Origin of the sequence: Mesorhizobium sp. M0195 (assembly GCF_040322115.1) — a bacterium.
GTDB lineage: Bacteria > Pseudomonadota > Alphaproteobacteria > Rhizobiales > Rhizobiaceae > Mesorhizobium.
In genome coordinates, this window is the sequence record NZ_JAMYSV010000020.1 from 1 (window position 1) to 23,197 (window position 23,197).

Genomic DNA, 23,197 nt, shown 5'->3' on the forward strand with positions numbered 1-23,197 from the left:
TCACCAGACCCGACAATCGATCAAGCGGTGAAGAACCGCCAGCCAACTTGCCGCCCAGAAAAGCCTCCGCCAAGCTCAACTGGCCTATCTGCTTCACTGCCATCGCGATTCCCTCCGAGCTTCGTCTCAGAGAATCACAATCAGCGAATTACGCAACAGGCCCTATGTGGCTGACTGGCGGCAGCGTGGTTGAATTTGCACGGCGATGCGCCAGACTCGACTCAGAGGATGGACAGCGCGATGACCGACCGCACTGTACAAGTACGCATATATGGCAAGGTGCAAGGCGTCAGCTACCGGGTCTGGGCGCGGCGCGAGGCGTCGGCGCTTGGCCTCGCCGGGTGGGTGCGCAACGAAGTTGACGGCTCGGTGACAGCCTTGATTGCAGGAACCGGGGCGGCGGTCTCGACGATGATTGAGCGACTTTGGCAAGGGCCGGCAGGGGCAGCAGTTTCGAAGGTCGATGTCGAGGACATCGAGGCACGCAACACGTCCGCGGGTTTCAGGATTATTGCCTAGCAAGGCATGATCCTGCTCATTGCTTCCATCGGACAAAATCTCCAGGGTGCAGAGAGAGCAAACCTGAAGCCATTGCCCTGCCCGAATGCTTCGGTCCTTGAATTAATTGAACGTTTGTTTTATTACGTCGTAAAAGGCGGTTTCTCATGGCGCGTACGACCGGTTCTCACGGAGAAAAGACCGAAGCTGCGGTCCGCGAGGCGGCGGTCAGCCTGATTGCGCGTCTCGGCTACGAAGCGATGTCGATGCGCCAGCTGGCGGCCGAAGTCGGCGTCCAGGCAGCGGCGCTTTACCGCTACTTCCCGACCAAGCAGGACCTTCTGTTCACGCTGATGCGCGAGCATATGGAAGGCTTGATCGAGGCGTGGCGCGCAACACGCCCTGTCGGCGCCGATCCGGCAACGCGGCTTGCCGCCTATGTCGAAAACCACATCGCTTTCCATATCGAACGCCGCCATTCCACCCATGTCTCGAACATGGAGCTGCGCAGCCTGTCGCACGAAAAACTCACGCAGATCCTGCGCATGCGCACGGCCTACGAGAAGGAGCTGCGCACCATCCTGCGCGACGGCGTCGAAGCGGGCTTATTCAGCATCGAAGACACAGGGCTCACCGCCATGGCGCTGATCCAGATGATGACCGGCGTCATCGTCTGGTTCCGGCCGGGCGAACGGCTGTCGATCGCCGAAGTCACCGCTACATATCTAGCAATGACAATGCGCCTTGTTGGAGCAAAGAACGATGGCGCGACAACGAGCTCCGGCGCCGTGCGTTCATTCGAGCGCGCAAAGGACGCTCTAGCACTTTGATTTCGCGCATGATCCCGATTTTCGGGGTCGTGCGCCGGGAGGAACGGCATGTACACGCATACGCTCAACTTCGGGCTTGACGAAGATGTCGAGGCGCTGCGCGACCTGGTGCGGCGCTTCGCCCAAGAGAAAATCGCGCCGATAGCCGCCGAGATCGACCGGTCGAACGAATTCCCGGCGCATCTGTGGGTGGAGCTCGGCGGGCTTGGCCTGCTCGGCATCACCGCCGATCCCGATTTCGGCGGCAGCGGCATGGGCTACCTCGCCCACGTCGTGGCGATGGAGGAGATTTCGCGCGCCTCCGCCTCGGTCGGCCTCTCCTACGGCGCCCATTCCAACCTCTGCGTCAACCAGATCAATCGCTGGGCGACGCAGGCGCAGAAGGAAAAATATCTGCCTTCGCTGTGCAGTGGCGAAAAGGTCGGCGCGCTGGCAATGTCGGAATCCGGCGCCGGGTCCGACGTCGTGTCGCTGCGCCTGCGCGCGGAAAGGCGCAACGACCGCTATGTGCTCAACGGCACCAAGATGTGGATCACCAACGGACCGGATGCCGAGACGCTGGTCGTGTATGCCAAGACCGATCCGGAACTCCATTCGCGCGGCATCACCGCTTTCATCGTCGAAAAGGCCTTTGCCGGTTTTTCGGTTGCGCAAAAGCTCGACAAGCTTGGCATGCGCGGCTCGAACACCGGCGAGCTGGTGTTCGAGAATGTCGAAGTCCCGTTCGACAATGTGCTGCATGAGGAAGGGCGCGGCGTCGAGGTGTTGATGTCGGGCCTCGACTACGAACGTGCCGTGCTGGCCGGCGGGCCGATCGGGCTGATGGCGGCGTGCCTCGACGTGGCGATACCTTACGTGCACGAGCGCAAGCAGTTCGGCCAGCCGATCGGCGAATTCCAGCTGGTGCAAGGCAAGCTCGCCGACATGTATGCGACGATGAACGCGGCGCGCGCCTACGTCTATGCCGTGGCCGCCGCTTGCGATCGCGGTGAGACGGCCCGCAAGGATGCTGCCGCCTGTATTCTCTTCGCCGCCGAAAAGGCGACGCTGATGGCGCTCGAGGCCATCCAGCTTTTGGGCGGCAATGGCTACATCAACGACTACCCGACCGGCCGGCTGCTGCGCGACGCCAAGCTCTACGAGATCGGCGCCGGCACCAGCGAAATCCGTCGTTGGCTGATCGGGCGGGAAATCATGGCGGAGAGCGCCTAATGGCATCCTTTTGAACTTTTGCCAGAAGCCATGCGATGTGGCATATTTCGGACTATGTGCCACAACCTAGCGAGACGAACCATGGCGGACAGAACGGGAAAGTCCGGATTTGACGAAGATCCGCAAGCACAGTTCGATGCCAGCGCTCGCAAAACGCCACTTAGGGTTCCGGCGAAACGCGAGCGTGTTAAACTTGGCGAGGGCGGGCGCTTCGTCATCCCTGCTGCGATGCGCGAGGAGATGGGCGTGAAGCCTGGCGAGGAGATGATCCTGCATGTCGAAAACGGCGAGCTGCGGGTAAGATCGTGGCTGCAGAATCTGCGGCGCGTCCAGGCCGAATTGTCGGCGCTGAAACAGCCCGGTGAAAGCGTCGTCGACGAATTTCTGAAAGAGCGGCGGGAAGAGCAGCGTCGAAGCGACAAGCGTCTCGACCGGCTTCACGCCGAAGGGACGACAGGAAAGCGGGCGAAATGAAGCCCTACGTCATGGACAGTTCGGCGGCACTCGCAATCCTGCTCAACGAGCAAGGCACCGATAGTGCTTTGGGGTTCGCGCCGGATGCACAATGCAGTTCGGTCAATGCGGCCGAAATCATTGCCAAGCTGATCGACAAGGGACGCAGCATGGAACAGGCCGCGGACGACCTCGCCAGTCTCGGCATGCCGATCGCCGTTTTCGACGAAGCGATGGGCATCGCCGCCGGGCAGCTTCGCCAACTGACGCGGCATCGCGGCCTGTCGTTGGGCGATCGGGCCTGCCTCGCGCTGGCTATTCGCGAGAACGCCATTGCCGTCACCGCTGATCGCGATTGGAGCGACCTCGATGTCGGCTGCAAGATCGAGCTGATCCGGTAGCGCCATGGCCCCCCTCAACTCGCAGATCTCGCCCGCCTCCGATATTTTCCGCGCCAATGCCGAGCGCATGCGGGCGCTGGTCGCCGATATTGCTGAGAAAGCGGCCACGGTCGAACGCGGCGGCTCGGAAGATGCGCGCGAGCGGCACGTCTCCCGCGGCAAGCTCCTGCCGCGGCAACGCCTCGCCCAATTGCTTGATACCGGCTCGCCCTTCCTCGAAATCGGCCAGTTCGCGGCATGGTCGATGTATGGCGAGGACATCCCGTCGGCCGGTCTCATCGCCGGCATCGGGCGCGTCGAAGGCACCGAAGTGATGGTCGTCGTCAACGACGCCACGGTGAAGGGCGGCACCTATTATCCGCTGACAGTGAAGAAGCATCTGCGTGCACAGGAAATCGCGCTGCAGAACAATCTGCCTTGCGTCTATCTGGTCGACAGCGGCGGCGCCAATCTGCCCAATCAGGACGAGGTGTTTCCCGACCGCGATCATTTCGGCCGCATCTTCTATAACCAGGCCAACATGTCGGCCGCCGGCATTCCGCAGATCGCCTGCGTCATGGGGTCGTGCACTGCCGGCGGCGCCTATGTGCCTGCGATGTCGGACGAGACAATCATGGTGCGCAACCAGGCAACCATCTTTCTCGGCGGCCCGCCGCTGGTGAAGGCGGCCACCGGCGAGGACGTCACCGCCGAGGACCTCGGTGGCGCCGACGTGCACACAAGGCTTTCCGGCGTTGCCGACCACTATGCGCTCGACGACGAGCATGCGCTGGCCATATGCCGGCGTATCGTCAAAAACCTGAATCGGAACAAGACTGTAAGCCTTGCCTTACAGAAATCGATTCCGCCGCTTCACGATCCACATGAACTCTACGGAATCGTGCCGACGGATCTGCGCCAGCCCTATGACGTACGCGAGGTAATCGCCCGCACCGTCGACGGCTCCGAATTCGATGAGTTCAAGCAGAATTATGGCACCACGCTGGTCACCGGTTTTGCCCATCTCAGCGGCATGCCGGTCGGCATCATCGCCAACAATGGCGTGCTGTTTTCGGAAAGCGCGCTAAAGGGCGCGCATTTCATCGAGCTGTGCTGCCAGCGCAGGATCCCGCTGATTTTCCTGCAGAACATCACCGGCTTCATGGTCGGGCGGAGATACGAGGCCGGCGGCATCGCCAAGGACGGCGCCAAGCTGGTCATGGCGGTCGCAACGGCCAAGGTGCCGAAGATGACCGTGATCATCGGCGGCTCGTTCGGCGCCGGCAATTACGGTATGTGCGGACGCGCCTATTCGCCACGCTTCCTGTGGATGTGGCCGAATGCCCGCATCTCGGTGATGGGCGGCGAGCAGGCGGCAACGGTGCTGGCCATGGTCAAGCGCGAAGGCATCGAGCGCAAGGGCGGGGAATGGAGCGCCGAGGAGGAGGCGAAATTCAAGAAGCCGATCCTTATGAAATACGAGCATGAAGGCCACCCGCTCTATTCGTCGGCAAGGCTCTGGGACGACGGCATCATCGACCCGGCCAAGACCCGCGAGGTGCTGGCGCTCAGCCTTTCGGCCGCGCTCAACGCCGAGATCGAAGAGACAAGGTTCGGCGTGTTCAGGATGTGAGATGAGCGAAATCGGCCAGAGGATTCGTATTCAAACCGGCGACATCACGAAGCTGGCGGTCGACGCCATCGTCAACGCCGCCAACACCTCTCTTCTCGGAGGCGGCGGCGTCGACGGCGCTATCCACCGCGCGGCCGGCCCCGAGCTTGTGGCAGAATGCCGGACCTTGCATGGCTGCAAGGTCGGAGACGCAAAAATCACCAAGGGCTACAGGCTACCCGCGCGCTACGTCATTCATACGGTCGGGCCGGTCTGGCAAGGTGGCAGCAAAGGAGAAGCCGAACTGCTCGCCTCCTGCTATCGCCGGTCGCTCGAAATCGCCGCCGCAAAGGACTGCCGGACGGTGGCGTTTCCAGCGATCTCGACCGGGGCCTACCGCTACCCGAAGGATCAGGCGACGCAAATTGCAGTCGGGACCGTGAGCGCCTTCATCGGCCAGAACACCGTTCCGGAAACCGTCATTTTCTGCTGCTTCGACGAGCCGACGGCCGAATTGTATCAGCGGGCCGTTGCTGCACTCGGCAAAGCGTGATCCACAGCCATGAGAAATCTGCAGACCCATTTTCAATCATCCAACTGGCCATACAGAAAAATTGCGGCTATTGCTGTTTTTCAACGTCAATGGGGCTTGGGCGAAGGTGAAACAGCAACTTTTCCAGAAAACTACTGCCGCAATACTTTCGGGGTTACTTATATTAGCTGCACCAGGCACGGGCGCGGCGGGATCGCTGGCCGGAAGCGAAGGCGACAAGCGCTTTTCACCACTTCTGCCTGGCAGCGCCAAGGACGAATGCACCAAGGCCTACAAGGCCTATGTCGCTGCAAGCGGCCATTCGGCATACGCCACGACATCTTTCGTGCGGGTCAGGGACGGTTACGTCCTGTGTGGCGCTCACTGCAATGCCTCGTCGCAAAAGGCGGCAGAGGCCATGGCGATGAAATCCTGCCAGAGCGCACGGGCGTACTACAAGGTGGCGGCCAGCGGCAACTGTCAGATCGCGGCTTCGAAGTAGACGGGCAAACGCCGATCCGGGATTGCCCGCGCCAAATCCGGGAGGCCCGATGTTCGCCAAGATCCTGATCGCCAACCGTGGCGAGATCGCCTGCCGGGTGGTCCGCACGGCACGCAGGATGGGTGTGCGCAGCGTCGCCGTCTATTCCGATGCCGACGCTCACGCCTTGCATGTCGAAATGGCCGACGAAGCGGTGCATATCGGCGCCTCTCCCGCCAACGAAAGCTATCTGCGCGGCGACAAGATCATTGCAGCGGCCTTGGCCACAGGTGCCGAGGCCATCCATCCGGGCTACGGCTTTCTTTCGGAAAACCCCGAATTCGTCGACCAGGTCGCCGCCGCTGGGCTGATCTTCATTGGGCCGTCGGCGGCCTCGATCCGTGCCATGGGACTGAAGGACGCGGCCAAGCGGCTGATGGAAAAGTCCGGCGTGCCTGTCGTTCCGGGCTACCATGGCGAAGCGCAGGAGATCGTGTTGCTCGCCTCCAAGGCGCGCGAGATCGGCTACCCCGTATTGATCAAGGCGCGCGCCGGCGGCGGCGGCAAGGGCATGCGGCGTGTCGAGCATCCCGATGATTTTTCGGAAGCACTGTCGGGCGCGCGGCGCGAGGCGAAAGCCGCGTTCGGTGACGACCGCGTCTTGGTGGAAAAATATGTCGACAAGCCGCGCCACATCGAAGTGCAGGTGTTTGGTGACAATTTCGGCAACGCCGTACATCTTCACGAACGTGACTGCTCGGCGCAGCGCCGCCATCAGAAGGTGATCGAGGAGGCGCCTGCCCCCGGCATGACGCCGGCACTGCGCAAGGCGATGACCGAGGCGGCGGTGAAAGCCGCAAAGGCAATCCACTATTCCGGCGCCGGTACCATCGAGTTCATCGTCGATGCCTCGCAAGGTCTGAAGGCCGACCGTTTCTGGTTCATGGAAATGAACACCCGCCTTCAGGTCGAGCACCCCGTCACCGAAATGGTCACCGGCATCGACTTGGTCGAGTGGCAGTTGCGGGTAGCCTCCGGCGAAAAACTGCCGAAGACGCAGAGCGAGATCGCGCTCTCCGGCCACGCCTTCGAGGCGCGCATCTATGCCGAGGACGCGGCAAGAGGGTTTTTACCGGCGACCGGCACCTTGCACCATTTGAAATTTCCGCAGCCAGCACCGGAAGGTGCGACCATGCGCATCGAAACTGGCGTGCGCGCCGGCGATGCGATTTCGCCGTTTTACGACCCGATGATCGCCAAGCTGATCGTCCATGGCAAGGACAGACGGGCGGCGCTCACGGCACTTGGCGAGGCGCTGTCGCAGACCGAAATCGCCGGCTCGACCGTCAACACTGGCTTTCTTGCCGCGCTGGCCGCTGATGCAGCTTTTGCGGCGGGCGATATCGATACCGGCCTGATCTCCAGGCATCAGCAGGCGTTGACGGCGGTTGCGCCGCCGAGCGGTGAGACAATTGCCGCCGCGGCACTTGCTGCTTCCGGTGCGCGCGACTTGCCGTCCTCGGACGATCCCTGGTTGTCGCTGGCCGGCTATGCGCATTTCCACGCTGTAGTGCGGCGCATGCTGCTGAAGTTTGGCGAGCAGGAGATCGCCGCGCGCGTGTCGGTGCGGCCGGACAGACGGTTCGAGGTGGCGCTGGAAGCGCCCTATGACAGCGTCAATTCGCATGATCTCCGTACCGCCCCTCGCCTCGCCCGCTGGCCGGGCCACGTCACCGTCTTCGAGGGCGCTATCGGCTACGATTTTGCCGTGCCGGACCCGCTGGCGCGAGCCGACGAAGCCGCCGCTTCCGGCAGCCTGCGCGCGCCGATGCCGGGCCTGGTCAAATTGGTGCGTGCGGCAAAAGGCGAGGCCGTGATCAAGGGCCAGCCGCTGCTGATACTGGAGGCGATGAAGATGGAGCACACCATTGCCGCGCCCCATGACGGGCTTATCGCCGAGATCGCCGCCGAAGGCGCGCAGGTCACAGACGGAACCGTGCTGGTTCGCTTTGCCGAGGAACCACAGCTGACCGCAGTTTCCTTATCCACGAAGTGACCCCGAGCGCGTCACAAAAGGCACCGCAAAGATGAAAATGGCCAGGTTCGACCCGGCCATTTTCAATTACAACATAGTTCTATCAGGGCTGGATCGGCGCGTATTTGCCGTCATGCCACTGGTTGATGTCGTAGCTGGCGTTCTTGAGGTCGCCCTTCTCGTCGAAGGTGACCGGCCCGACAACCGTGCTGATCGGCTGGCCGTTCTTCAACGCCTCGGCGACCTTGGCCGGGTCGTCGCTGCCGGCGCGCTTGATGCCCTCGGCGAATGCCTGGATCACGGCATAGGAAAACAGCGTGAAGCCCTCCGGCACAAAGCCGCCGGCCTTGATCTTGGCGATAGCTTCCTTGGCTTCGGGCTTCGACTGCGGATCCGATGGGAAGACGAACATGGTGCCTTCGCCGGCCGGACCGGCAACCTGCCAGAATTCCGGCGAAGCGATCGAGTCCGGCATGATCAACTGGAACTTGAGGTTCTGCTCCGCCGACTGGCGCAGGATGAGGCCGGCTTCGGGGTGATAGCCGCCGAAATAGACCACATCAGCCTTCAGCTCCTTGAGCTTGGTAACGAGCGCGGAATAGTCCTTCTCGCCGGCGTTGATGCCCTCGTAGAGGATTTCATTGAGACCGTTCTGGTTCATCGTTGCCTTCACGGCATCGGCCACGCCCTGCCCATAGGCGCTCTTGTCGTGCAGGATGACGACTTTCTTGCCGGCATATTTCTTGGCGATCCAGGGACCAATAAAAGCGCCCTGCGCATCGTCGCGCGTATAGAGGCGCATGATCGTCGGCCAGCCGGCCTTCGCCGCTGCGTCGGTCAACACCGGGTTTGAGGAAGCCGGACTCATCATCAGCGCACCGGCTTCTGCGTAGACAGCGGAGGCCGGGATGCTGGAGCCCGAGCAGGCGTGACCATCGATGAACTTGACACCATTGGCGATGATGCGGTTGGCGACCGAAACCGCCTGCTTCGGATCGCACTGATCATCCTCGATGTCGAGCTTGATCTGGCGACCGTCGACGCCGCCAGCCGCGTTGATCGCGTCGGCGGCGGCTTGCGCGCCTTGCTTGAACTGATCGCCGATGGTGGCAAGCTGCCCGGTCATCGGTCCGACCACCGAAAAGGTGATGTCGTCGGCGAAGGCGAGCGGCGCGGTCATCATCAGGCCAAATATGGCTGCGCTCAAAATACTGAATTTCTTCATGGTAACATAACTCCTCCACTCTCGCGCAGCCGCCCGGCCGCGCCTCTTCCAGAGTGGCGGGAGAATTTCATCCTTCGCCGGAGCTGTCTAGACGCATCGTCGGCGCTCGATTGGGCCTGTAACATGCGGTCCCAAAGACAAAGCCGCGCCAGCCCTGTTCCGGCCGGTCGCGGCTTTTGCCATTGAGCTTGCCGGCGCATCCGCGCCGGAACCTGCTGGCCTTCCCTGTCTGTTGCACGGCTCGGCCTGATCAGCCTGCTGTGTTCTTGGTTTTGACTTGGTCGGCCATCTTGCGCGGCCTCTTTTTTTCGGGGCCAGCCGTCTGCGCGGCCTTGACCCGAAGCGTCCCTGTCAGTGAACTCAGTGTCGGCGAATTCAGTGCATCGTCATCCATTCGCGGGCTTCGCGCAGCGCACTGGCGATCTCGACTTTCGACATGGCGGCCGACAATTCAGAACGCAGTTCCGCGGCGCGGGCCGAACCCTTGATCGCGGCGATGTTGAACCATTTGTGGGCGGCGACGACATCGGTCTCGCAATCGCGGCCGGTCGCATACATCATGCCCAACTCGAAAAGAATATCGGCCTGGGCAGTTGCCCCCATGGCGCCGAAGCCGGCTTCAAGCATTTCAAAACGTGCCATTTCAAATCCCCTGTTCTGGCTCCCGAGAGCTGTCTCCGTCTGTCCCTCGGTGTCCTTGATTACCTTCGGGGGCGGCCGCTCTTTCGATGCTTTCGAGAATGCCGCGGAGGCTTGAATCCGTCGTTAAATGGCGTGCTTAATTTGAGGAAAACAAAGCTAAAACAAGAGGTAAACGCGAAAATTCGTTAAGGATACAAAGCCAGCAACTGCGCCAGTTTGCACAAAATTTGAAGAAAACTTGCGAGGCGCGGATCAAGACTCGGCTAACCACAGAAGACAAAGACGTGTGCGGCCCGTTTCATTTTTCGCCGGCGCGGCCGTTCGGGAGCGGGCAAAAACCCGCAACCGTTCCGTCGCGGCACCGCTTTTGTTTTTCCGGGAGCTGGACTAGCTTACGTTTGCGTAAGGGGCAGACGGCCGGGACGGAGCCCGATTGGACTTGCCTGAGGGAGGAAAGACATGTTTCGACACGTGAGCCTGGCCCTCGCGGCCGCAATAATGATGACCGGCGCGGCATGGGCCGATCCGATCGAAGGCAATTGGAAAACGCAAGCCGGAGCGACTGCCGCCATTTCGGGTGGCGGCGGGGCATTTTCGATTACGCTCAAATCCGGCAAATTTGCCGGCAAGAACATAGGTTCACTGAAGGTGGCCGGCGACAACAAATATGCCGGCACCATAACCGACCCCGAAACCGACAAGACCTATTCGGGCAAGGCTTCGCTTTCCGGCAGTTCGCTCAAGATGAGCGGCTGCGTGTTGGGCGGGCTGATCTGCAAGAGCCAGACCTGGCACAAGCTCTGATCGTGCCATTCCTGCCGGGGTGCGCGGGGCCAGTCGGCCCCGTTTTCATATATCGGTCTCGCAGCCGCGGCTCGCCATAGGTCACTGCTTTCAAGGCGGCCCGCCCAGAGATCATCAACCATTTTGAACCCCAGATGAACGCCGGCATCAGAGCCGGTTCAGCCTGGGCAAGGCATTGTCATGCGTGTTGAAGGAGACACCGCGCGATGCTTGCCCGCCGCTTCACCATCGTCTGCCTGCTGATGAGCCTGTTCGGCATGTTGTTCGCCGTCCTTGTCGCCGAAGCCGGCCGGCCGGCCCGCGCCTGGGATGTGGCCATTTCCTGCCGGCTCGGTTGCCCGAACCAGCTTCGCCACTGAACCCGACAGCGAGATATTGAAACCCACGCCATGACCCGCCTCACCGCCAATGTCGTCAAGATCCTTCGGCTTCTGCCGCGGACGGCACTCATCCTGACGGTTCTGGCGGCCCCGGTCCTGGCCGTGCCGACGATGCGCGCCGATTCCGGTTCGACCATCGAGGCGCCTGCGCTGAGAAAGGCCAGCGTCGGCTTTGTGCTGCTGGTCAGCTTGCGGCGAGGCTAGGCCGCCGGAAAGAAAACCGCCGACAGCGCGTTTTGAGACCGCCTTACCCCCTCCCAACTGCGCGCCCAACTCTCTATATTGGGTCATGGAAAAGCGAATCTATCCCCAAGCCATTGAATCGGTCGTCACGCCGGAGCCGTTTGGCCGACAGAGCTTCAACGACGCCAAGAAGGCGGTCGCGGCCCTGCAGGTGCTTTACGACCGCAACACAAAGTTCCTGCGCGATTCATTTGCCGCGCTCGCAGCGGGCGGCGACAACAACAAACGCTACCGGGCCTTCTATCCGGAGATCGGCGTCACCACGAGTTCGTTCACCCAGATCGACTCGAGGCAGGCCTATGGTCACATGCCGACGCCGGGGCATTTCTCAACCACAATCACCCAGCCTGCTCTTTTCGAGAGCTATCTCACCGAACAGCTTCGGCTGATCATGCGCAACCACGGCGTTCCGGTCACGGTTTCAGAATCGACCACTCCCATCCCCCTGCATTTCGCCTTTCTCGAAGGCACGCATGTCGACGGTTCCGCTGCGGAACGCATCAAACGGCCGATCCGTGACCTGTTCGACGTGCCGGATCTCGACGGCACCGACGACCAGATCGCCAACGGTACATTTGAAGTGGGATTGGGCGAGGCACGGCCGCTGGCGCCGTTCACGGCACAACGGATCGACTATTCGCTGCATCGGATGTCGCACTATACGGCGACCAGTCCCCAGCATTTCCAGAACTTCGTGCTGTTCACCAACTACCAGTTCTACATCGACGAATTCGTCGCCCGTGCACGCGAATTGATGGCCAATGGCGGTGACGGATATGTAGAGTTCGTCGAGCCGGGCAATATCGTGACCAAAGTGGGCGACAGCGCGCCTGGTGAGGGTGCTGCGCCCCCTCGCCTGCCGCAGATGCCGGCCTATCATCTGAAGAAGCCGAATCATGGCGGCATCACCATGGTCAATATCGGCGTTGGCCCTTCCAACGCCAAGACCATCACCGACCATATTGCGGTGCTCCGGCCGCATGCCTGGGTGATGCTCGGCCATTGCGCTGGCCTGCGCAACACGCAGGCGCTGGGCGATTATGTGCTGGCACACGCCTATGTTCGGGAAGACCATGTCCTCGACGACGATCTTCCGGTCTGGGTGCCGATCCCGCCGCTGGCTGAAATCCAAGTGGCGCTGCAGGAAGCGGTCGCCGAGGTCACCGGGCTTTCCGGCTACGACCTCAAGCGCATCATGCGCACCGGCACCGTCGCCACCATCGACAACCGCAACTGGGAGCTGCGCGACCAGCGCGGGCCGGTGCAGCGGCTGTCGCAGTCGCGGGCGATCGCGCTCGATATGGAATCGGCAACGATCGCCGCCAACGGCTTCCGCTTCCGGGTTCCCTATGGCACGCTGCTTTGCGTATCCGACAAGCCGCTGCATGGCGAATTGAAGCTGCCCGGCATGGCGACCGAGTTCTACAAGCGGCAAGTGGCGCAGCATCTGACCATCGGCATCAGGGCGATGGAGAAGCTGGCTGAAATGCCGATGGAGCGACTGCATTCGCGTAAGCTCAGGAGCTTTTCGGAAACGGCCTTCCAGTAAATGCCGAATCGCATGTGTCGGTCCGGGTCAGGACATTTCGTCATCTTGATTGAGCCGCACTTCTGCCGATAGACAAAGCGATGGCACGTATTCGGGAAATGACGGTTGCGCTGGCATTCGTCGCAATGCTTGCACTCTCGGCCGCGCTGGTGGCCGGGTTTTTCGGATCGCTGCATCCGGCCCTCGATTCCTTTGCTCATTTCCGCGTCCATTTTTCGGTGCTGATGGCGCTTTGCGCGCTGCCCCTGCTCGCCACCTCGTTTCGCCTGCAGGCTGCGGCCGCCTTGCTGTTTGCGGTAGCCTCCTTTGCCACCACGTCGAATGCCTTGCCGCTTTCGCGGCTATGGCAGGTGCAGGCCGCCTACGAAGCCAAACCTGGTGACGAGCCGGTCTACCGCCTGCTGCAGATGAACCTCAGGTTCAACAATCCAACGCCTGAGAAGGTGCTGTCGCTGATCGGCCGGACCCAGCCCGATGTGATCACCCTCGAAGAGGTGTCCGAGATGTGGAAGGCAAAGCTTGGGCTGCTGTCCAGCGCTTATCCCTACCGGATCCTCTGCCCGTATCCCAATGGCGTGTTCGGCGTTGCGCTGCTGTCCAGACGACCGTTTGCCATAGGCACAGCGCCGCACTGCGACAGCCGCGGCGCAATGGCGATCGCCACGGTCGATTTCGGCGGAACCGACGTCGATGTCGGCGCCATCCACCTCACCTGGCCATGGCCGCACAACCAATCACGGCAGATTGGAGGGTTGTCTGACGAAATCGCCTCGCTTGGCGAGACGTCGATCCTGGCGGGCGACTGCAACGCAGCGCCATGGAGCGCCGCCGTCCGGCGCGTCGCATCGCTTGGCAAGCTGACTGTAATGCCGTCGGTCGGGCCGACCTGGCTCTACAGAAAGCTGCCGGATTTCCTGCGCTTCGCCGGACTGCCGATCGACCAGGTTTTCAGCAAGGGCGCCATCGTTATCCGTTCGGCGTCGACCCTTGAGGACACCGGCTCAGACCATCTGCCGGTGCTGGTGGAGTTTTCGCTACGGTCGCATGAACAAAAGCCGCTCGACGAGCACCAGACGGCGACCGCGCTTGCAGCGCTGCCTGGCGGGACGCGAAGCTGAAAATCCGCAGTCCAGTCTCGACCTGGCTTATTACTGGCCCACAAAAGCGCGGATGAGGTGCTCGACAGGGCCGCCGTCGCGATGCTCGTGCGCATCGAAGGCGATCTGCTTTGCCTCGTATTCGGCATAGATGGCATTGATCCGGCGATTTGCCTCGCGACGTGCCTCGAAACAGTGCGGGTCATCAGCGACTGTCAGCCCTCGAACCGACTTTTCGGTGGCCCGCATCATCTGTCTGGCGATGCGGCCATGGGTCTCTTCATGGGCGCGGACGCCAGCGAAGAACCGCTTCCAGCGCTTCTGCAGCGCAGGCGATGTGGCTGAGACTAGTTTGGGATAGGTATAGAAGAGATTGAGCGTCCCGTTGGCCTGGCGCAGGCGGCAGACGCCGTTTTCCTGATGGGCGTCGAAGGTCCAATCATCGACGCTGTAGCCGGTCTGCGCGATGGCGTGGGTCATGAAGCCGTGCTTCGGCCCACTGCGATCCATGGCCTCGATCAGGGCCGCGCCGGTGGTTCCGGCAATGTTGTAAGTTCGTGTCTTGACCAGCACCTTAGTGCCGGCCAAGGCTGCAGGGGCGCACAATGCCCCGATCGCCACAACGCTCGTCAGAACTGCCAGGCGCATTTTTCCTTCCTCCCTGTCGCCGCAGAAAGGAAACACAGGCAGGCGGTTTATTCAACAATCCTACGGTTGCGCTGCTCCTCATCTTGTTTAGTCCGGAACAAACCTTGTGACTTACATGTTCTGGTAGACCGGGCCCTCGCCGCCCTGTGGCGGCACCCAATTTATATTCTGGTTCGGGTCCTTGATATCGCAAGTCTTGCAGTGCACGCAGTTCTGCGCGTTGATGACGAAGCGCACATCCTTTGCCGCAGGATCGGCGGCGGCATTGCCGTCCTTGTCGACCCATTCGTAGACGCTGGCCGGGCAGTAACGCGTCGAGGGCCCGGCATAGACGTCATGCTCGGAGCGCTTTTGCAGGTCCATGTCGGCGACGAGCAGATGGACCGGCTCGTTCTCCTCGTGGTTGGTGTTGGACAGGAACACCGACGACAGCCGGTCGAAGGTCAGCACCCCGTCCGGCTTCGGGTAGGCGATCTTCTGGTGCGCGGCGGCCGGTTCCAGCGTGGCGTAGTCGGCCTTGCCGTGCTTCATCGTGCCGAAGGGCGAGAAGCCGAACAGCGTGTTCAGCCACATGTCGAGCCCGCCAAGGCCGACGCCGACAATGGTGCCGAAGCGTGACCATAGCGGCTTGACATTGCGCACTTTCTTCAGATCCTTGCCGATATCGGTGGCGCGCCAGGTGGCCTCGTAGGAGGCCAGCTCGTCATTGGCGCGGCCGGCGGCTATCGCATCACAGACATGCTCGGCCGCCAGCATTCCGGAGAGCACGGCATTGTGCGAGCCCTTGATGCGCGGCACGTTGACGAAGCCGGCCGCGCAGCCGATCAGGGCACCGCCGGGGAAGGACAGTTTCGGCACCGACTGCCAGCCGCCTTCGGTGATGGCGCGGGCACCATAGCCCAGCCGCTTGGCACCCTCGAAGGTACCGCGGATCGCCGGATGGGTCTTGAAGCGCTGGAACTCGTCAAAGGGCGACAGATAGGGGTTCTTGTAGTTCAGGTGAACGACGAAGCCGACTGCCACCTGGTTGTCCTCGAGATGGTAGAGGAAGGAGCCGCCGCCGGTCTTCATATCGAGCGGCCAGCCGAAGGAATGCTGCACAAGGCCCGGCCGGTGGTTTTCCGGTTTGACCTGCCAGAGTTCCTTGAGGCCGATGCCGTATTTTCCTGGCTCGCGGCCGTCGGAAAGGTGGTATTTGGCGATCAGCTGCTTGGCGAGCGAGCCACGCGCGCCCTCGCCGATCAAGACATATTTGCCCATCAGCGCCATGCCCGGCGCAAAGCCCGGACCGTGCGTGCCGTCCTTCTCGACGCCCATGTCGCCGGTGACGACGCCGGTGACCGCACCGGCCTCGTTGTAGAGCAGGCCGACCGCCGCAAAGCCCGGATAGATCTCGACGCCCAGCGCCTCGGCCTTGGTCGCCAGCCAGCGGCAGACATTGCCGAGCGAGACGATATAGTTGCCGTGATTGTTCATCAGCGGCGGCATCAGGATATTGGGCAGACGGAACGAACCGGCGGGGCCGAGAACCAGGAAATGGTCGTCGGTGACCGGTGTCCTGAAGGGATGACCCTCCTCTTCGCGCCAGCCGGGCAGCAGCCGGTCGATGCCGATCGGATCGACGACGGCGCCGGACAGGATATGCGCGCCGACTTCGCCGCCCTTTTCCAGCACGACGACGGAAAGCTCGGGATTGACCTGCTTGAGACGGATCGCGGCGGCGAGGCCGGCCGGGCCGGCGCCGACAATGACCACGTCGAATTCCATGCTTTCGCGTTCGATATCGCTCATCGACCCCTCACTGGCTCGCTATTCCCGGCATCTTGCTGGCTCACGCGCTGCATAGCGCATCAAATAGCGACGGGAAACCGGCGCGGACGTGACAATACCGATTTCGTCAAAAAGTCGCGTCCTGCCACACAGATTCGCGGTGGCGAGCATCAATCTTCAATCCTATTCCGTTTGCACAGATATGTCGCACTGATGTTTTTAATTGTTCGACGGCTTGCTTATCGGCCATACTTCCCGCCATGCGCATATTCAGGCCGGCTGGCTTTTCATCGACGCGCTTTTTTTTCACGCCCGGCCGGATTTGCCGTGCGGCGCTGTTGGCGCTGCTGCCACTGACGACCCTCGATGCCCATGCCGAGCAGCAACTGGTCTGGGCGACCGGCGCCTATTCCTTTTCCGACGAGCGCGGCGGCTTCCGCATCACCGGGGCTTCCGGCATCGGCACGAAAGAGGATCCGCTGGTCATCACCGAAGAGCTGAATTCAGCGACGCCGGTAACGCTTGCCATTCGCACGACAAAGCCGATCCAGCCGTTCGGCAAGGCGGGAGACTTCGCCAATGGTCTGATGTATATGCGCATCGACGTGCTCAACAATAGCGGCCAGGCCTGGGTCGAGTTCCAGTTCGAACTCCAGGAGATCCTCGACCAGCCGAGCGTGTTCGGCGACGGCCTGTCGTTTGACCAGCGCAACAAAACGCCTGAAAATATCTGGTCGAGCAGCTACGCCGATTTCGACCGCAATTTCGAACCGTATGACCGCCTGCTGTTCAAGAACGGCAAGATCGACCCGCTGAAGACCGCCAGCTTCTATTTCCTGATCACCGACTACACGCCGCGCTGGACGTTCTATCTGGTGCAGGATCCGCGCATACCGTCGAGCTGAACTTGCAAATTCAAGCTTTGCGGCCGAATGTGAAACCATGACTGCCGCCCCCCACAATAGCCGAGCCGATCTCGCCGAGCTGCTGGCCTTCTACGCCAGCGCCGGCGTCGACGAGGCACTTGAAGAACACCCGGTAAACAGGTTTGCAGAAGCCAGGCCACCGGAGCGGGTGCCTGCGGCGGCCGCTATGCCGGCCGGTGAAAATGCGGCGCCACAACGCTCGACGAGCGTATCGCGCGCCGAAATGGGCGAGAGACCGAGTACAGCACCGGCAGTGCGAACGTCCCCGGCCATGTCAACGGTGCCCGACGAGGCGCAAGCGGCATTGGCGCGGCAACTGGCGAGATCGGCGGCAAGCCTCGACGAGCTTCGCCAGCACATGGCGGCATTCGACGGCTGCAATCTCAAATTCACCGCCAAGAACCTTGTGTTCGCCGACGGCAATCCGACTGCCGAGGTGATGCTGGTCGGCGAAGCGCCGGGTCGCGATGAGGACATAGAGGGCTTGCCGTTCGTTGGCCGCTCCGGCCGGCTGCTCGACCGCATGCTGGCTGCGATCGGTCTTGACCGGACGTCCGTCTACATCGCCAATGTCATTCCCTGGCGGCCGCCCGGCAACCGCACGCCGACCCCGCACGAAACCGAGATCTGCCGGCCGTTCATCGAGCGGCAGATCGAGTTGGTCAATCCGAAGGTGCTGGTCAATCTCGGCGGCCCGTCGGCAAAGACCCTGCTCAACACCTCCGAAGGCATATTGCGGCTGCGCGGCAACTGGCGCGTCCACACGACCCCGTCCGGCGTCGCCATTCCTGCCATGCCGACCCTGCATCCGGCCTATTTGCTGAGAACGCCGGCGCACAAGAAGCTGGCGTGGCGGGATTTCCTCGAAGTGAAGGCGAAGTTGCGGGCGCTTGGGTAATGGTGCAGAGCGCGTCTTCAGTTCTCCCCTTGCGAGGAAGGAAGGGCGGCATCATGACTTCGCAGGTAATTGAAATGCGCCCACTGCCGGCCTAGTCATCTCGTTATGACAGCAGCCCAGATTTCCGCCGGCAGTCTCATTCGCGAATGGCGTACACGCCGGCGCATGAGCCAGCTCGACCTCGCTATGGAGGCCGAGATCTCGCAGCGGCATCTGAGCTTCGTGGAAAGCGGCCGCGCCGCACCCTCGCGTGACATGGTGCTGCATCTGGCGGAGCAGCTTTCGATCCCGCTCAGGCAGCGCAACCAGCTGCTGCTGGCCGCCGGCTTTGCCCCGAGCTTCGGCGAACGACCACTTGACGATGCCTCGATGGCACCGGCGATGGCGGCGGTCGAGACCGTGCTCAAGGCGCACGAGCCGTTCCCGGCGCTTACCGTCGACCGGCATTGGAACCTGGTGTCGGCGAACGCCGCCATCGGCCCGTTCCTCGCCAATGTCGCCGATGCCTCCCTGCTGAAGCCGCCGGTCAACGTTTTGCGCCTCAGCCTGCATCCCGGCGGCATCGCGCCGCGTATCGTCAACCTAGCGGAATGGCGGACGCATCTTCTGGAGCGGCTGAAGCGGCAGAACGACGCTACCGCCGATCCGGTTCTGGTCGAGCTCGAGCGCGAGCTTCGGGCCTATCCGTCCGGCCTTAGAGGCAGCCGGCCGGCGCCGGTCGAACCGAATGCGATTGTCCATCCGCTCAAGCTTGCCCATGGCGACGCGGTGCTGTCGTTCATCAGCACCATCACCGTGTTCGGCACGCCGCTCGACGTGACGCTGTCGGAGCTGGCGATCGAATCTTTTTTCCCCGCCGACGAACAGACGCGGGCGGTGCTGGTGCGGCTGGCGAAAGAGCGGACTGACGCAGCGGAGCCGTGATCACCCTTCCGGCGCGACGGCCTTGCGGGTGCGGGTGCGTTCGAGACCCAGCTGGCGCTCGCGCCAGATGATGAAAATCCCCGCCGCAACCACGATCATGCCGCCGACCAGCATGTTGATCGTGGCGACATCGCCAAAGACCAGATACCCGACGACGACGCCGAGGATCATCGAAGTGTATTCGAAGGGTGCCACGACGGAAGCCTCGGCATGGCGATAGGCCGAGGTCATCAGGATCTGGCCAAGCCCGCCGCAAAAACCCGCGGCAATCAGAAGCCCGGCCTGTGTCGTCGTCAGCGCCTGCCAGCCGAATGGCAGCGAAAGCAGCGCCATGAGGCTCGCGGTAACCGAAAACCACAGCACGATGGTCGCCGTCCGCTCGCTCTGGACGAGGTTGCGAACCAGGAGCATGGCGATGGCGGAGATCGCCGCGGCTATGAGGGCGGCAATGACGCCGAGCACCTCCTGATCGCCAAGGGCAGCGCCCGAACTGAGCAGCGTCAGTTCCGGCCATGAGATGATCAGCACCCCGACCAGGCCGACGGCAACCGCACTCCAGCGATATATGCGGATGGCTTCGCCGAGGAAGATCGAACTGAACACCACGACCAGCAGCGGCTGCGCGTAGTTCAGCGTGATCGCCTCCGGCAGCGGCAGCCGCGTCAGCGCGAAGAAGCCGAGCCCCATGGCACAGACACCGACGACGCCGCGCGCAATGTGGTTGATCGGGCGCTTTGTCGAAAAGGCGGTTCCGAGTTTTCCCTGGAAGGCGAGGAAGGCGATGATCGGAAAAATGGCAAAGAAGGAGCGGAAGAAGACGATCTGGCCCGCCGGCACGGTGCCCGCCGCCTTGATGCAGGACGACATGCCGACGAAGACCGCCACCGATACGATCTTGAGCAAGATCCCGGTCAGTGTGCTGTGCTCGCCGGCAAGATTGCCGGCTGCAAGCACTGGCAAATCCGGTCTGGCTGTCACGCCCCTTTTGCTTCCTCGATCGCCCAGATGCGCGCCGGCGTTGCCGGCCTGTCGATATGCCTGATGCCGTAGGCGCGGTAGAACGCGTCGGTCACCGCATTGAGCGCGGCAGGCGTCGATCCGATCGTAACCGCCCCGGCGCCTTTGATGAAAGCCCGATCGTCGCGACGCAACACAGAGGCGCTCATCCCGAATTTCGGCGTGACGATGGTCATGGAAGCCTCGCGATGATGCTTGGAAAATGATCGCCGGAAATAGACGTCGCTGCAGTTTTGTCGAGGGAGTGTTTCGTGTAAAGAGCGCAGACTTCAAATTATTTGGACCAGCGGACCCGCCCGCCGCTCCCGGATCGACAGGAAAAATCAAGGAATGCGCACAGATACCGGCCAGGTCTTCAAACTCGAAGACTATCGCCCTAGTGATTATCTGATTCCGGAAACCAGCCTGACTTTCCGCCTTTCGCCTGAAGCAACGCATGTCACCGCCGTGCTGACGGTCGAACGTCGCGACGAGATTGCCGCGTCGGTGCCACTGGTGCTGGATGGCGACGGGCTGACGCTCCGCAGCATCGCCATCGACGGCCAGGAACCGAGCCTTGAGGATTTTCTCGTCACGCCCGATCAACTGACAATCATCAGCCCCCCTGCCACAAGGCGCTTCCAGCTGAGAATTGAAACCGTGTTGGCGCCGGCGCAGAACGAAGCGCTGATGGGCCTCTATCGCTCCAGCGACGTCTATTGCACGCAATGCGAGGCCGAAGGCTTTCGCCGCATCACCTATTTCCTCGACCGTCCCGACATCCTGTCGGTCTATACGGTGCGTATCGAAGCGGAGCGCAATGAGGCGCCGCTGCTTTTGTCCAACGGCAACCCGGCCGGCAGCGGCGAGCTTGCCGGCGGCTGGCACTATGCGGTCTGGCACGACCCCTTCCCCAAGCCGTCCTATTTGTTTGCGCTGGTGGCGGGCGACCTCGGCAAGATCTCGGACAGTTTCGTTACCCTGTCTGGCCGCAAAGTCGAGCTCGCAATCCATGTCGAACCGGGCAAAGAGCGGCTCGCCGGCTACGCCATGGACGCTTTGAAACGGTCGATGAAATGGGACGAGGAGGCATTCGGCCGCGAATACGACCTTGATGTCTTCAACATCGTCGCCGTGTCCGACTTCAATATGGGCGCGATGGAGAACAAGGGTCTCAACATCTTCAACGACAAATATGTGCTGGCCGACCAGGAGACCGCGACCGACGCCGATTTCGCCAATATCGAAGCCATCATCGCGCATGAGTATTTCCACAATTGGACAGGTAACAGAATCACTTGCCGTGACTGGTTCCAGCTTTGCCTGAAGGAAGGCCTGACCGTTTTCCGCGACCACGAATTCTCAGCAGATCAGCGCTCGCGCGCCGTCAAGCGCATCGCCGAGGTGCGTACACTGCGCGCCCATCAGTTTCCCGAGGACCAAGGGCCGCTGGCGCATCCGGTGCGGCCGCGCCGCTATCGCGAGATCAACAATTTCTATACGGCGACGGTCTATGAAAAGGGCTCGGAAGTCGTGCGCATGATCCACACTATCCTCGGAGCAGAGACGTTCCGCGCCGGCATGGACCTCTACTTCGAACGTCACGACGGCCAGGCGGCGACGATCGAAGACTTCATCAAGGTGTTCGAAGACGTTTCCGGTCGCGACCTGTCGCAGTTTTCGCTCTGGTATCATCAGGCCGGTACGCCGAACCTGACCGTCAGTTCGGCGTATAATCCTGCGGCGCAGGAATTCACGCTGGAAATCGAGCAGTCGGTGCCGCCAACGCCGTCGGAAAGCCGCAAACGGCTGATGCACATTCCGCTTGCCTTCGGCCTGGTCGGCGCCGGCGGAGAGGCGACAGCCTATAGCGGCGTGGAAGGGGCGAATGTCGAGGACGGCGTCATCCATATCCGCAAACGCCGCCATGTCGTCAGGTTTTCCGGGATTGCCGAGCGGCCGGCAATGTCGCTCAACCGCGGCTTTTCGGCGCCAGTGACGCTTTCGGTCGAGCAGCGGCCCGACGACCAGTTTTTTCTGGCCGGCCACGACAGCGACGCCTTCTCGCGCTGGCAGGCGTTCAACACGCTTTTGACCGATGCGCTGATTGCAGCTTTCCGCCAGATCCTGGACCACAGGCAACCCGAGTTCAGCGCCCGGCTGACCGGGCTTACCGGCAAAATAGCCGGCGACGAAGCGCTCGAACCCGCCTATCGGGCACTGGCGCTGGCGCTGCCCGGCGAGGCCGATATCGCCCGCGACATCGGCAAGAACATCGACCCCGATGCCATTCTCGCGGCGCGCGGGGCGCTGGCAGTTGCGATCGCCGAGGCCAACCGCGAGATATTCTCCAACTTTTACGATCGGCTCGCCGACAATGGTCCGTTCAGCCCGGACGCGGCCAGTGCCGGGCGGCGGGCGCTGCGCAATGTCCTGCTGGACTATCTCTCCTTGCTGCCGGGAGGTGCGGAACTCGCTGCCCGGCACTTCCAATTGGCGACCAACATGACGGATCGTGCCGCGGCGTTGACCGTGCTTGCGCACCGTCACCACGGCTCACCTGAGGCAACCAAGGCACTGGCCGATTTCGAGGCGAAATATGCAACCGATCCGCTGGTCATGGACAAATGGTTCCAGATCCAGGCCAGCGTGCCCGGTCCGCAAACCGTCGACACGGTGCGCGCCTTGACCAGCCACCCAGCGTTCTCGATGGTCAACCCGAACCGGGTACGCTCGCTCATCGGTACGTTTTCCAGCGCCAACCAGACCGGCTTTCATCGCGCCGACGGCGAGGGCTACCGGCTTTTCGTCGAAACGGTGCTGCAGGTCGAAAAACGCAACCCGCAGGTGGCCGCCAGGCTGGCGACGGCGCTCAGGTCGTGGCGCTCGCTCGAACCCGTGCGGCAGGCCAAGGCAAGGGAGGCGTTGCTTTCAATCGCCAATACCGAGAAGCTGTCGGCCGATTTGCGAGACATCGTCGAGCGCACCCTGGCGTAAGCGACCTCTCCTTCTCCCCTTGTCGTAGGAGAAGGGAAGACCATCCGAAAACCCATTATTTTAGT

Annotated in this window: 25 protein-coding genes; 18 read left to right on the forward strand and 7 right to left on the reverse strand. The window is 62.0% G+C overall.

The annotated features are described in order from the left end of the window. Nucleotides 1-240: 240 nt before the first annotated feature. The 9 genes from NKJ12_RS26345 to NKJ12_RS26385 all read left to right on the forward strand — a co-directional run bounded on the left by NKJ12_RS26345 (nucleotide 241) and on the right by NKJ12_RS26385 (nucleotide 8,054). Entirely contained in the window at nucleotides 241-519 is a 279-nt protein-coding gene (locus NKJ12_RS26345; RefSeq protein ID WP_352690002.1) for an acylphosphatase, read from the forward strand. A 146-nt stretch (nucleotides 520-665) separates the two neighbouring features. Further along, a complete protein-coding gene (locus NKJ12_RS26350; protein WP_352690003.1) occupies nucleotides 666-1,328 on the forward strand; it encodes a TetR/AcrR family transcriptional regulator in 663 nt (220 codons plus the stop codon). A 48-nt stretch (nucleotides 1,329-1,376) separates the two neighbouring features. Continuing rightward, entirely contained in the window at nucleotides 1,377-2,540 is a 1,164-nt protein-coding gene (locus NKJ12_RS26355; protein ID WP_352690004.1) for an isovaleryl-CoA dehydrogenase, read from the forward strand. 81 nt (nucleotides 2,541-2,621) lie between these two features. Further along, entirely contained in the window at nucleotides 2,622-3,014 is a 393-nt protein-coding gene (locus NKJ12_RS26360) for an AbrB/MazE/SpoVT family DNA-binding domain-containing protein (protein ID WP_352690005.1), read from the forward strand. After that, nucleotides 3,011-3,394, forward strand: a complete 384-nt coding sequence (locus NKJ12_RS26365) for a type II toxin-antitoxin system VapC family toxin (protein WP_352480311.1) — start codon at nucleotides 3,011-3,013, stop codon at nucleotides 3,392-3,394. Before NKJ12_RS26360 ends, NKJ12_RS26365 begins: the two co-directional genes overlap by 4 nt. 4 nt (nucleotides 3,395-3,398) lie before the next feature. After that, nucleotides 3,399-5,006, forward strand: a complete 1,608-nt coding sequence (locus tag NKJ12_RS26370; RefSeq protein WP_352690006.1) for a carboxyl transferase domain-containing protein — start codon at nucleotides 3,399-3,401, stop codon at nucleotides 5,004-5,006. A 1-nt stretch (nucleotide 5,007) separates the two neighbouring features. Beyond that, nucleotides 5,008-5,538: an O-acetyl-ADP-ribose deacetylase gene (locus NKJ12_RS26375; RefSeq protein ID WP_352690007.1), complete on the forward strand. Its 531-nt coding sequence runs from the start codon at nucleotides 5,008-5,010 to the stop codon at nucleotides 5,536-5,538. Nucleotides 5,539-5,608: 70 nt separating this feature from the next. Beyond that, nucleotides 5,609-6,019: a hypothetical protein gene (locus tag NKJ12_RS26380; protein ID WP_352706063.1), complete on the forward strand. Its 411-nt coding sequence runs from the start codon at nucleotides 5,609-5,611 to the stop codon at nucleotides 6,017-6,019. 49 nt (nucleotides 6,020-6,068) lie between these two features. Beyond that, nucleotides 6,069-8,054, forward strand: a complete 1,986-nt coding sequence (locus NKJ12_RS26385; protein ID WP_352706065.1) for an acetyl/propionyl/methylcrotonyl-CoA carboxylase subunit alpha — start codon at nucleotides 6,069-6,071, stop codon at nucleotides 8,052-8,054. 82 nt (nucleotides 8,055-8,136) lie between these two features. Here the strand turns inward: NKJ12_RS26385 and NKJ12_RS26390 are convergent, their stop codons facing one another. Continuing rightward, nucleotides 8,137-9,258: a branched-chain amino acid ABC transporter substrate-binding protein gene (locus tag NKJ12_RS26390; RefSeq protein WP_254819977.1), complete on the reverse strand. Its 1,122-nt coding sequence runs from the start codon at nucleotides 9,256-9,258 to the stop codon at nucleotides 8,137-8,139. Between the two features lie 375 nt (nucleotides 9,259-9,633). After that, the gene (locus NKJ12_RS26395; protein ID WP_352706067.1) at nucleotides 9,634-9,900 is read right to left on the reverse strand and encodes an SEL1-like repeat protein; all 267 of its coding nucleotides are present in this window, start codon (nucleotides 9,898-9,900) and stop codon (nucleotides 9,634-9,636) included. A 459-nt stretch (nucleotides 9,901-10,359) separates the two neighbouring features. On the opposite strand from NKJ12_RS26395, the gene NKJ12_RS26400 reads away from it, so the two are divergent. The 5 genes from NKJ12_RS26400 to NKJ12_RS26420 all read left to right on the forward strand — a co-directional run bounded on the left by NKJ12_RS26400 (nucleotide 10,360) and on the right by NKJ12_RS26420 (nucleotide 13,994). Next, nucleotides 10,360-10,704 (forward strand): DUF2147 domain-containing protein, encoded by a 345-nt coding sequence (locus NKJ12_RS26400; RefSeq protein WP_254819976.1) that lies wholly within the window; start codon nucleotides 10,360-10,362, stop codon nucleotides 10,702-10,704. Between the two features lie 206 nt (nucleotides 10,705-10,910). Beyond that, entirely contained in the window at nucleotides 10,911-11,063 is a 153-nt protein-coding gene (locus NKJ12_RS26405; protein WP_023718367.1) for a hypothetical protein, read from the forward strand. Between the two features lie 30 nt (nucleotides 11,064-11,093). Next, the gene (locus tag NKJ12_RS26410) at nucleotides 11,094-11,288 is read left to right on the forward strand and encodes a hypothetical protein (RefSeq protein ID WP_352706069.1); all 195 of its coding nucleotides are present in this window, start codon (nucleotides 11,094-11,096) and stop codon (nucleotides 11,286-11,288) included. An 85-nt stretch (nucleotides 11,289-11,373) separates the two neighbouring features. Beyond that, nucleotides 11,374-12,876 (forward strand): AMP nucleosidase, encoded by a 1,503-nt coding sequence (locus tag NKJ12_RS26415; RefSeq protein WP_352647263.1) that lies wholly within the window; start codon nucleotides 11,374-11,376, stop codon nucleotides 12,874-12,876. 80 nt (nucleotides 12,877-12,956) lie between these two features. Next, nucleotides 12,957-13,994, forward strand: coding sequence for an endonuclease/exonuclease/phosphatase family protein (locus NKJ12_RS26420; protein ID WP_352706071.1), 1,038 nt, complete (start codon nucleotides 12,957-12,959; stop codon nucleotides 13,992-13,994). 30 nt (nucleotides 13,995-14,024) lie between these two features. On the opposite strand, the gene NKJ12_RS26425 is transcribed toward NKJ12_RS26420, so the two are convergent. The 3 genes from NKJ12_RS26425 to NKJ12_RS26435 form a co-directional block, all read right to left on the reverse strand. Beyond that, entirely contained in the window at nucleotides 14,025-14,621 is a 597-nt protein-coding gene (locus NKJ12_RS26425; RefSeq protein ID WP_352706073.1) for a DUF922 domain-containing protein, read from the reverse strand. Between the two features lie 111 nt (nucleotides 14,622-14,732). Then, nucleotides 14,733-16,412 (reverse strand): electron transfer flavoprotein-ubiquinone oxidoreductase, encoded by a 1,680-nt coding sequence (locus tag NKJ12_RS26430; RefSeq protein ID WP_352706075.1) that lies wholly within the window; start codon nucleotides 16,410-16,412, stop codon nucleotides 14,733-14,735. A 106-nt stretch (nucleotides 16,413-16,518) separates the two neighbouring features. Further along, nucleotides 16,519-16,701, reverse strand: a complete 183-nt coding sequence (locus NKJ12_RS26435) for a hypothetical protein (protein ID WP_254820002.1) — start codon at nucleotides 16,699-16,701, stop codon at nucleotides 16,519-16,521. On the opposite strand from NKJ12_RS26435, the gene NKJ12_RS26440 reads away from it, so the two are divergent. From NKJ12_RS26440 to NKJ12_RS26450, 3 genes are all read left to right on the forward strand, one after another. Then, the gene (locus NKJ12_RS26440; RefSeq protein WP_352647256.1) at nucleotides 16,652-17,296 is read left to right on the forward strand and encodes a hypothetical protein; all 645 of its coding nucleotides are present in this window, start codon (nucleotides 16,652-16,654) and stop codon (nucleotides 17,294-17,296) included. The two genes, NKJ12_RS26435 and NKJ12_RS26440, sit on opposite strands and share 50 nt — an antisense overlap. A gap of 37 nt (nucleotides 17,297-17,333) precedes the next feature. After that, nucleotides 17,334-18,215 (forward strand): uracil-DNA glycosylase, encoded by an 882-nt coding sequence (locus NKJ12_RS26445; protein WP_352706078.1) that lies wholly within the window; start codon nucleotides 17,334-17,336, stop codon nucleotides 18,213-18,215. 105 nt (nucleotides 18,216-18,320) lie between these two features. Continuing rightward, on the forward strand, nucleotides 18,321-19,139 hold the full coding sequence (locus NKJ12_RS26450; RefSeq protein ID WP_352706080.1) for a helix-turn-helix domain-containing protein: 819 nt from the start codon (nucleotides 18,321-18,323) through the stop codon (nucleotides 19,137-19,139). On the opposite strand, the gene NKJ12_RS26455 is transcribed toward NKJ12_RS26450, so the two are convergent. Next, nucleotides 19,140-20,117, reverse strand: a complete 978-nt coding sequence (locus NKJ12_RS26455) for a DMT family transporter (protein WP_502899851.1) — start codon at nucleotides 20,115-20,117, stop codon at nucleotides 19,140-19,142. It abuts the gene before it with no gap. Beyond that, a complete protein-coding gene (locus NKJ12_RS26460; protein ID WP_352706152.1) occupies nucleotides 20,114-20,332 on the reverse strand; it encodes a hypothetical protein in 219 nt (72 codons plus the stop codon). The genes NKJ12_RS26455 and NKJ12_RS26460 overlap by 4 nt, the downstream gene beginning before the upstream one ends. A gap of 154 nt (nucleotides 20,333-20,486) precedes the next feature. Between NKJ12_RS26460 and pepN the strand changes: the two genes are divergently transcribed. Next, entirely contained in the window at nucleotides 20,487-23,132 is a 2,646-nt protein-coding gene (gene pepN / locus NKJ12_RS26465; RefSeq protein ID WP_352706082.1) for an aminopeptidase N, read from the forward strand. The last annotated feature ends 65 nt before the right edge of the window (nucleotides 23,133-23,197 follow it).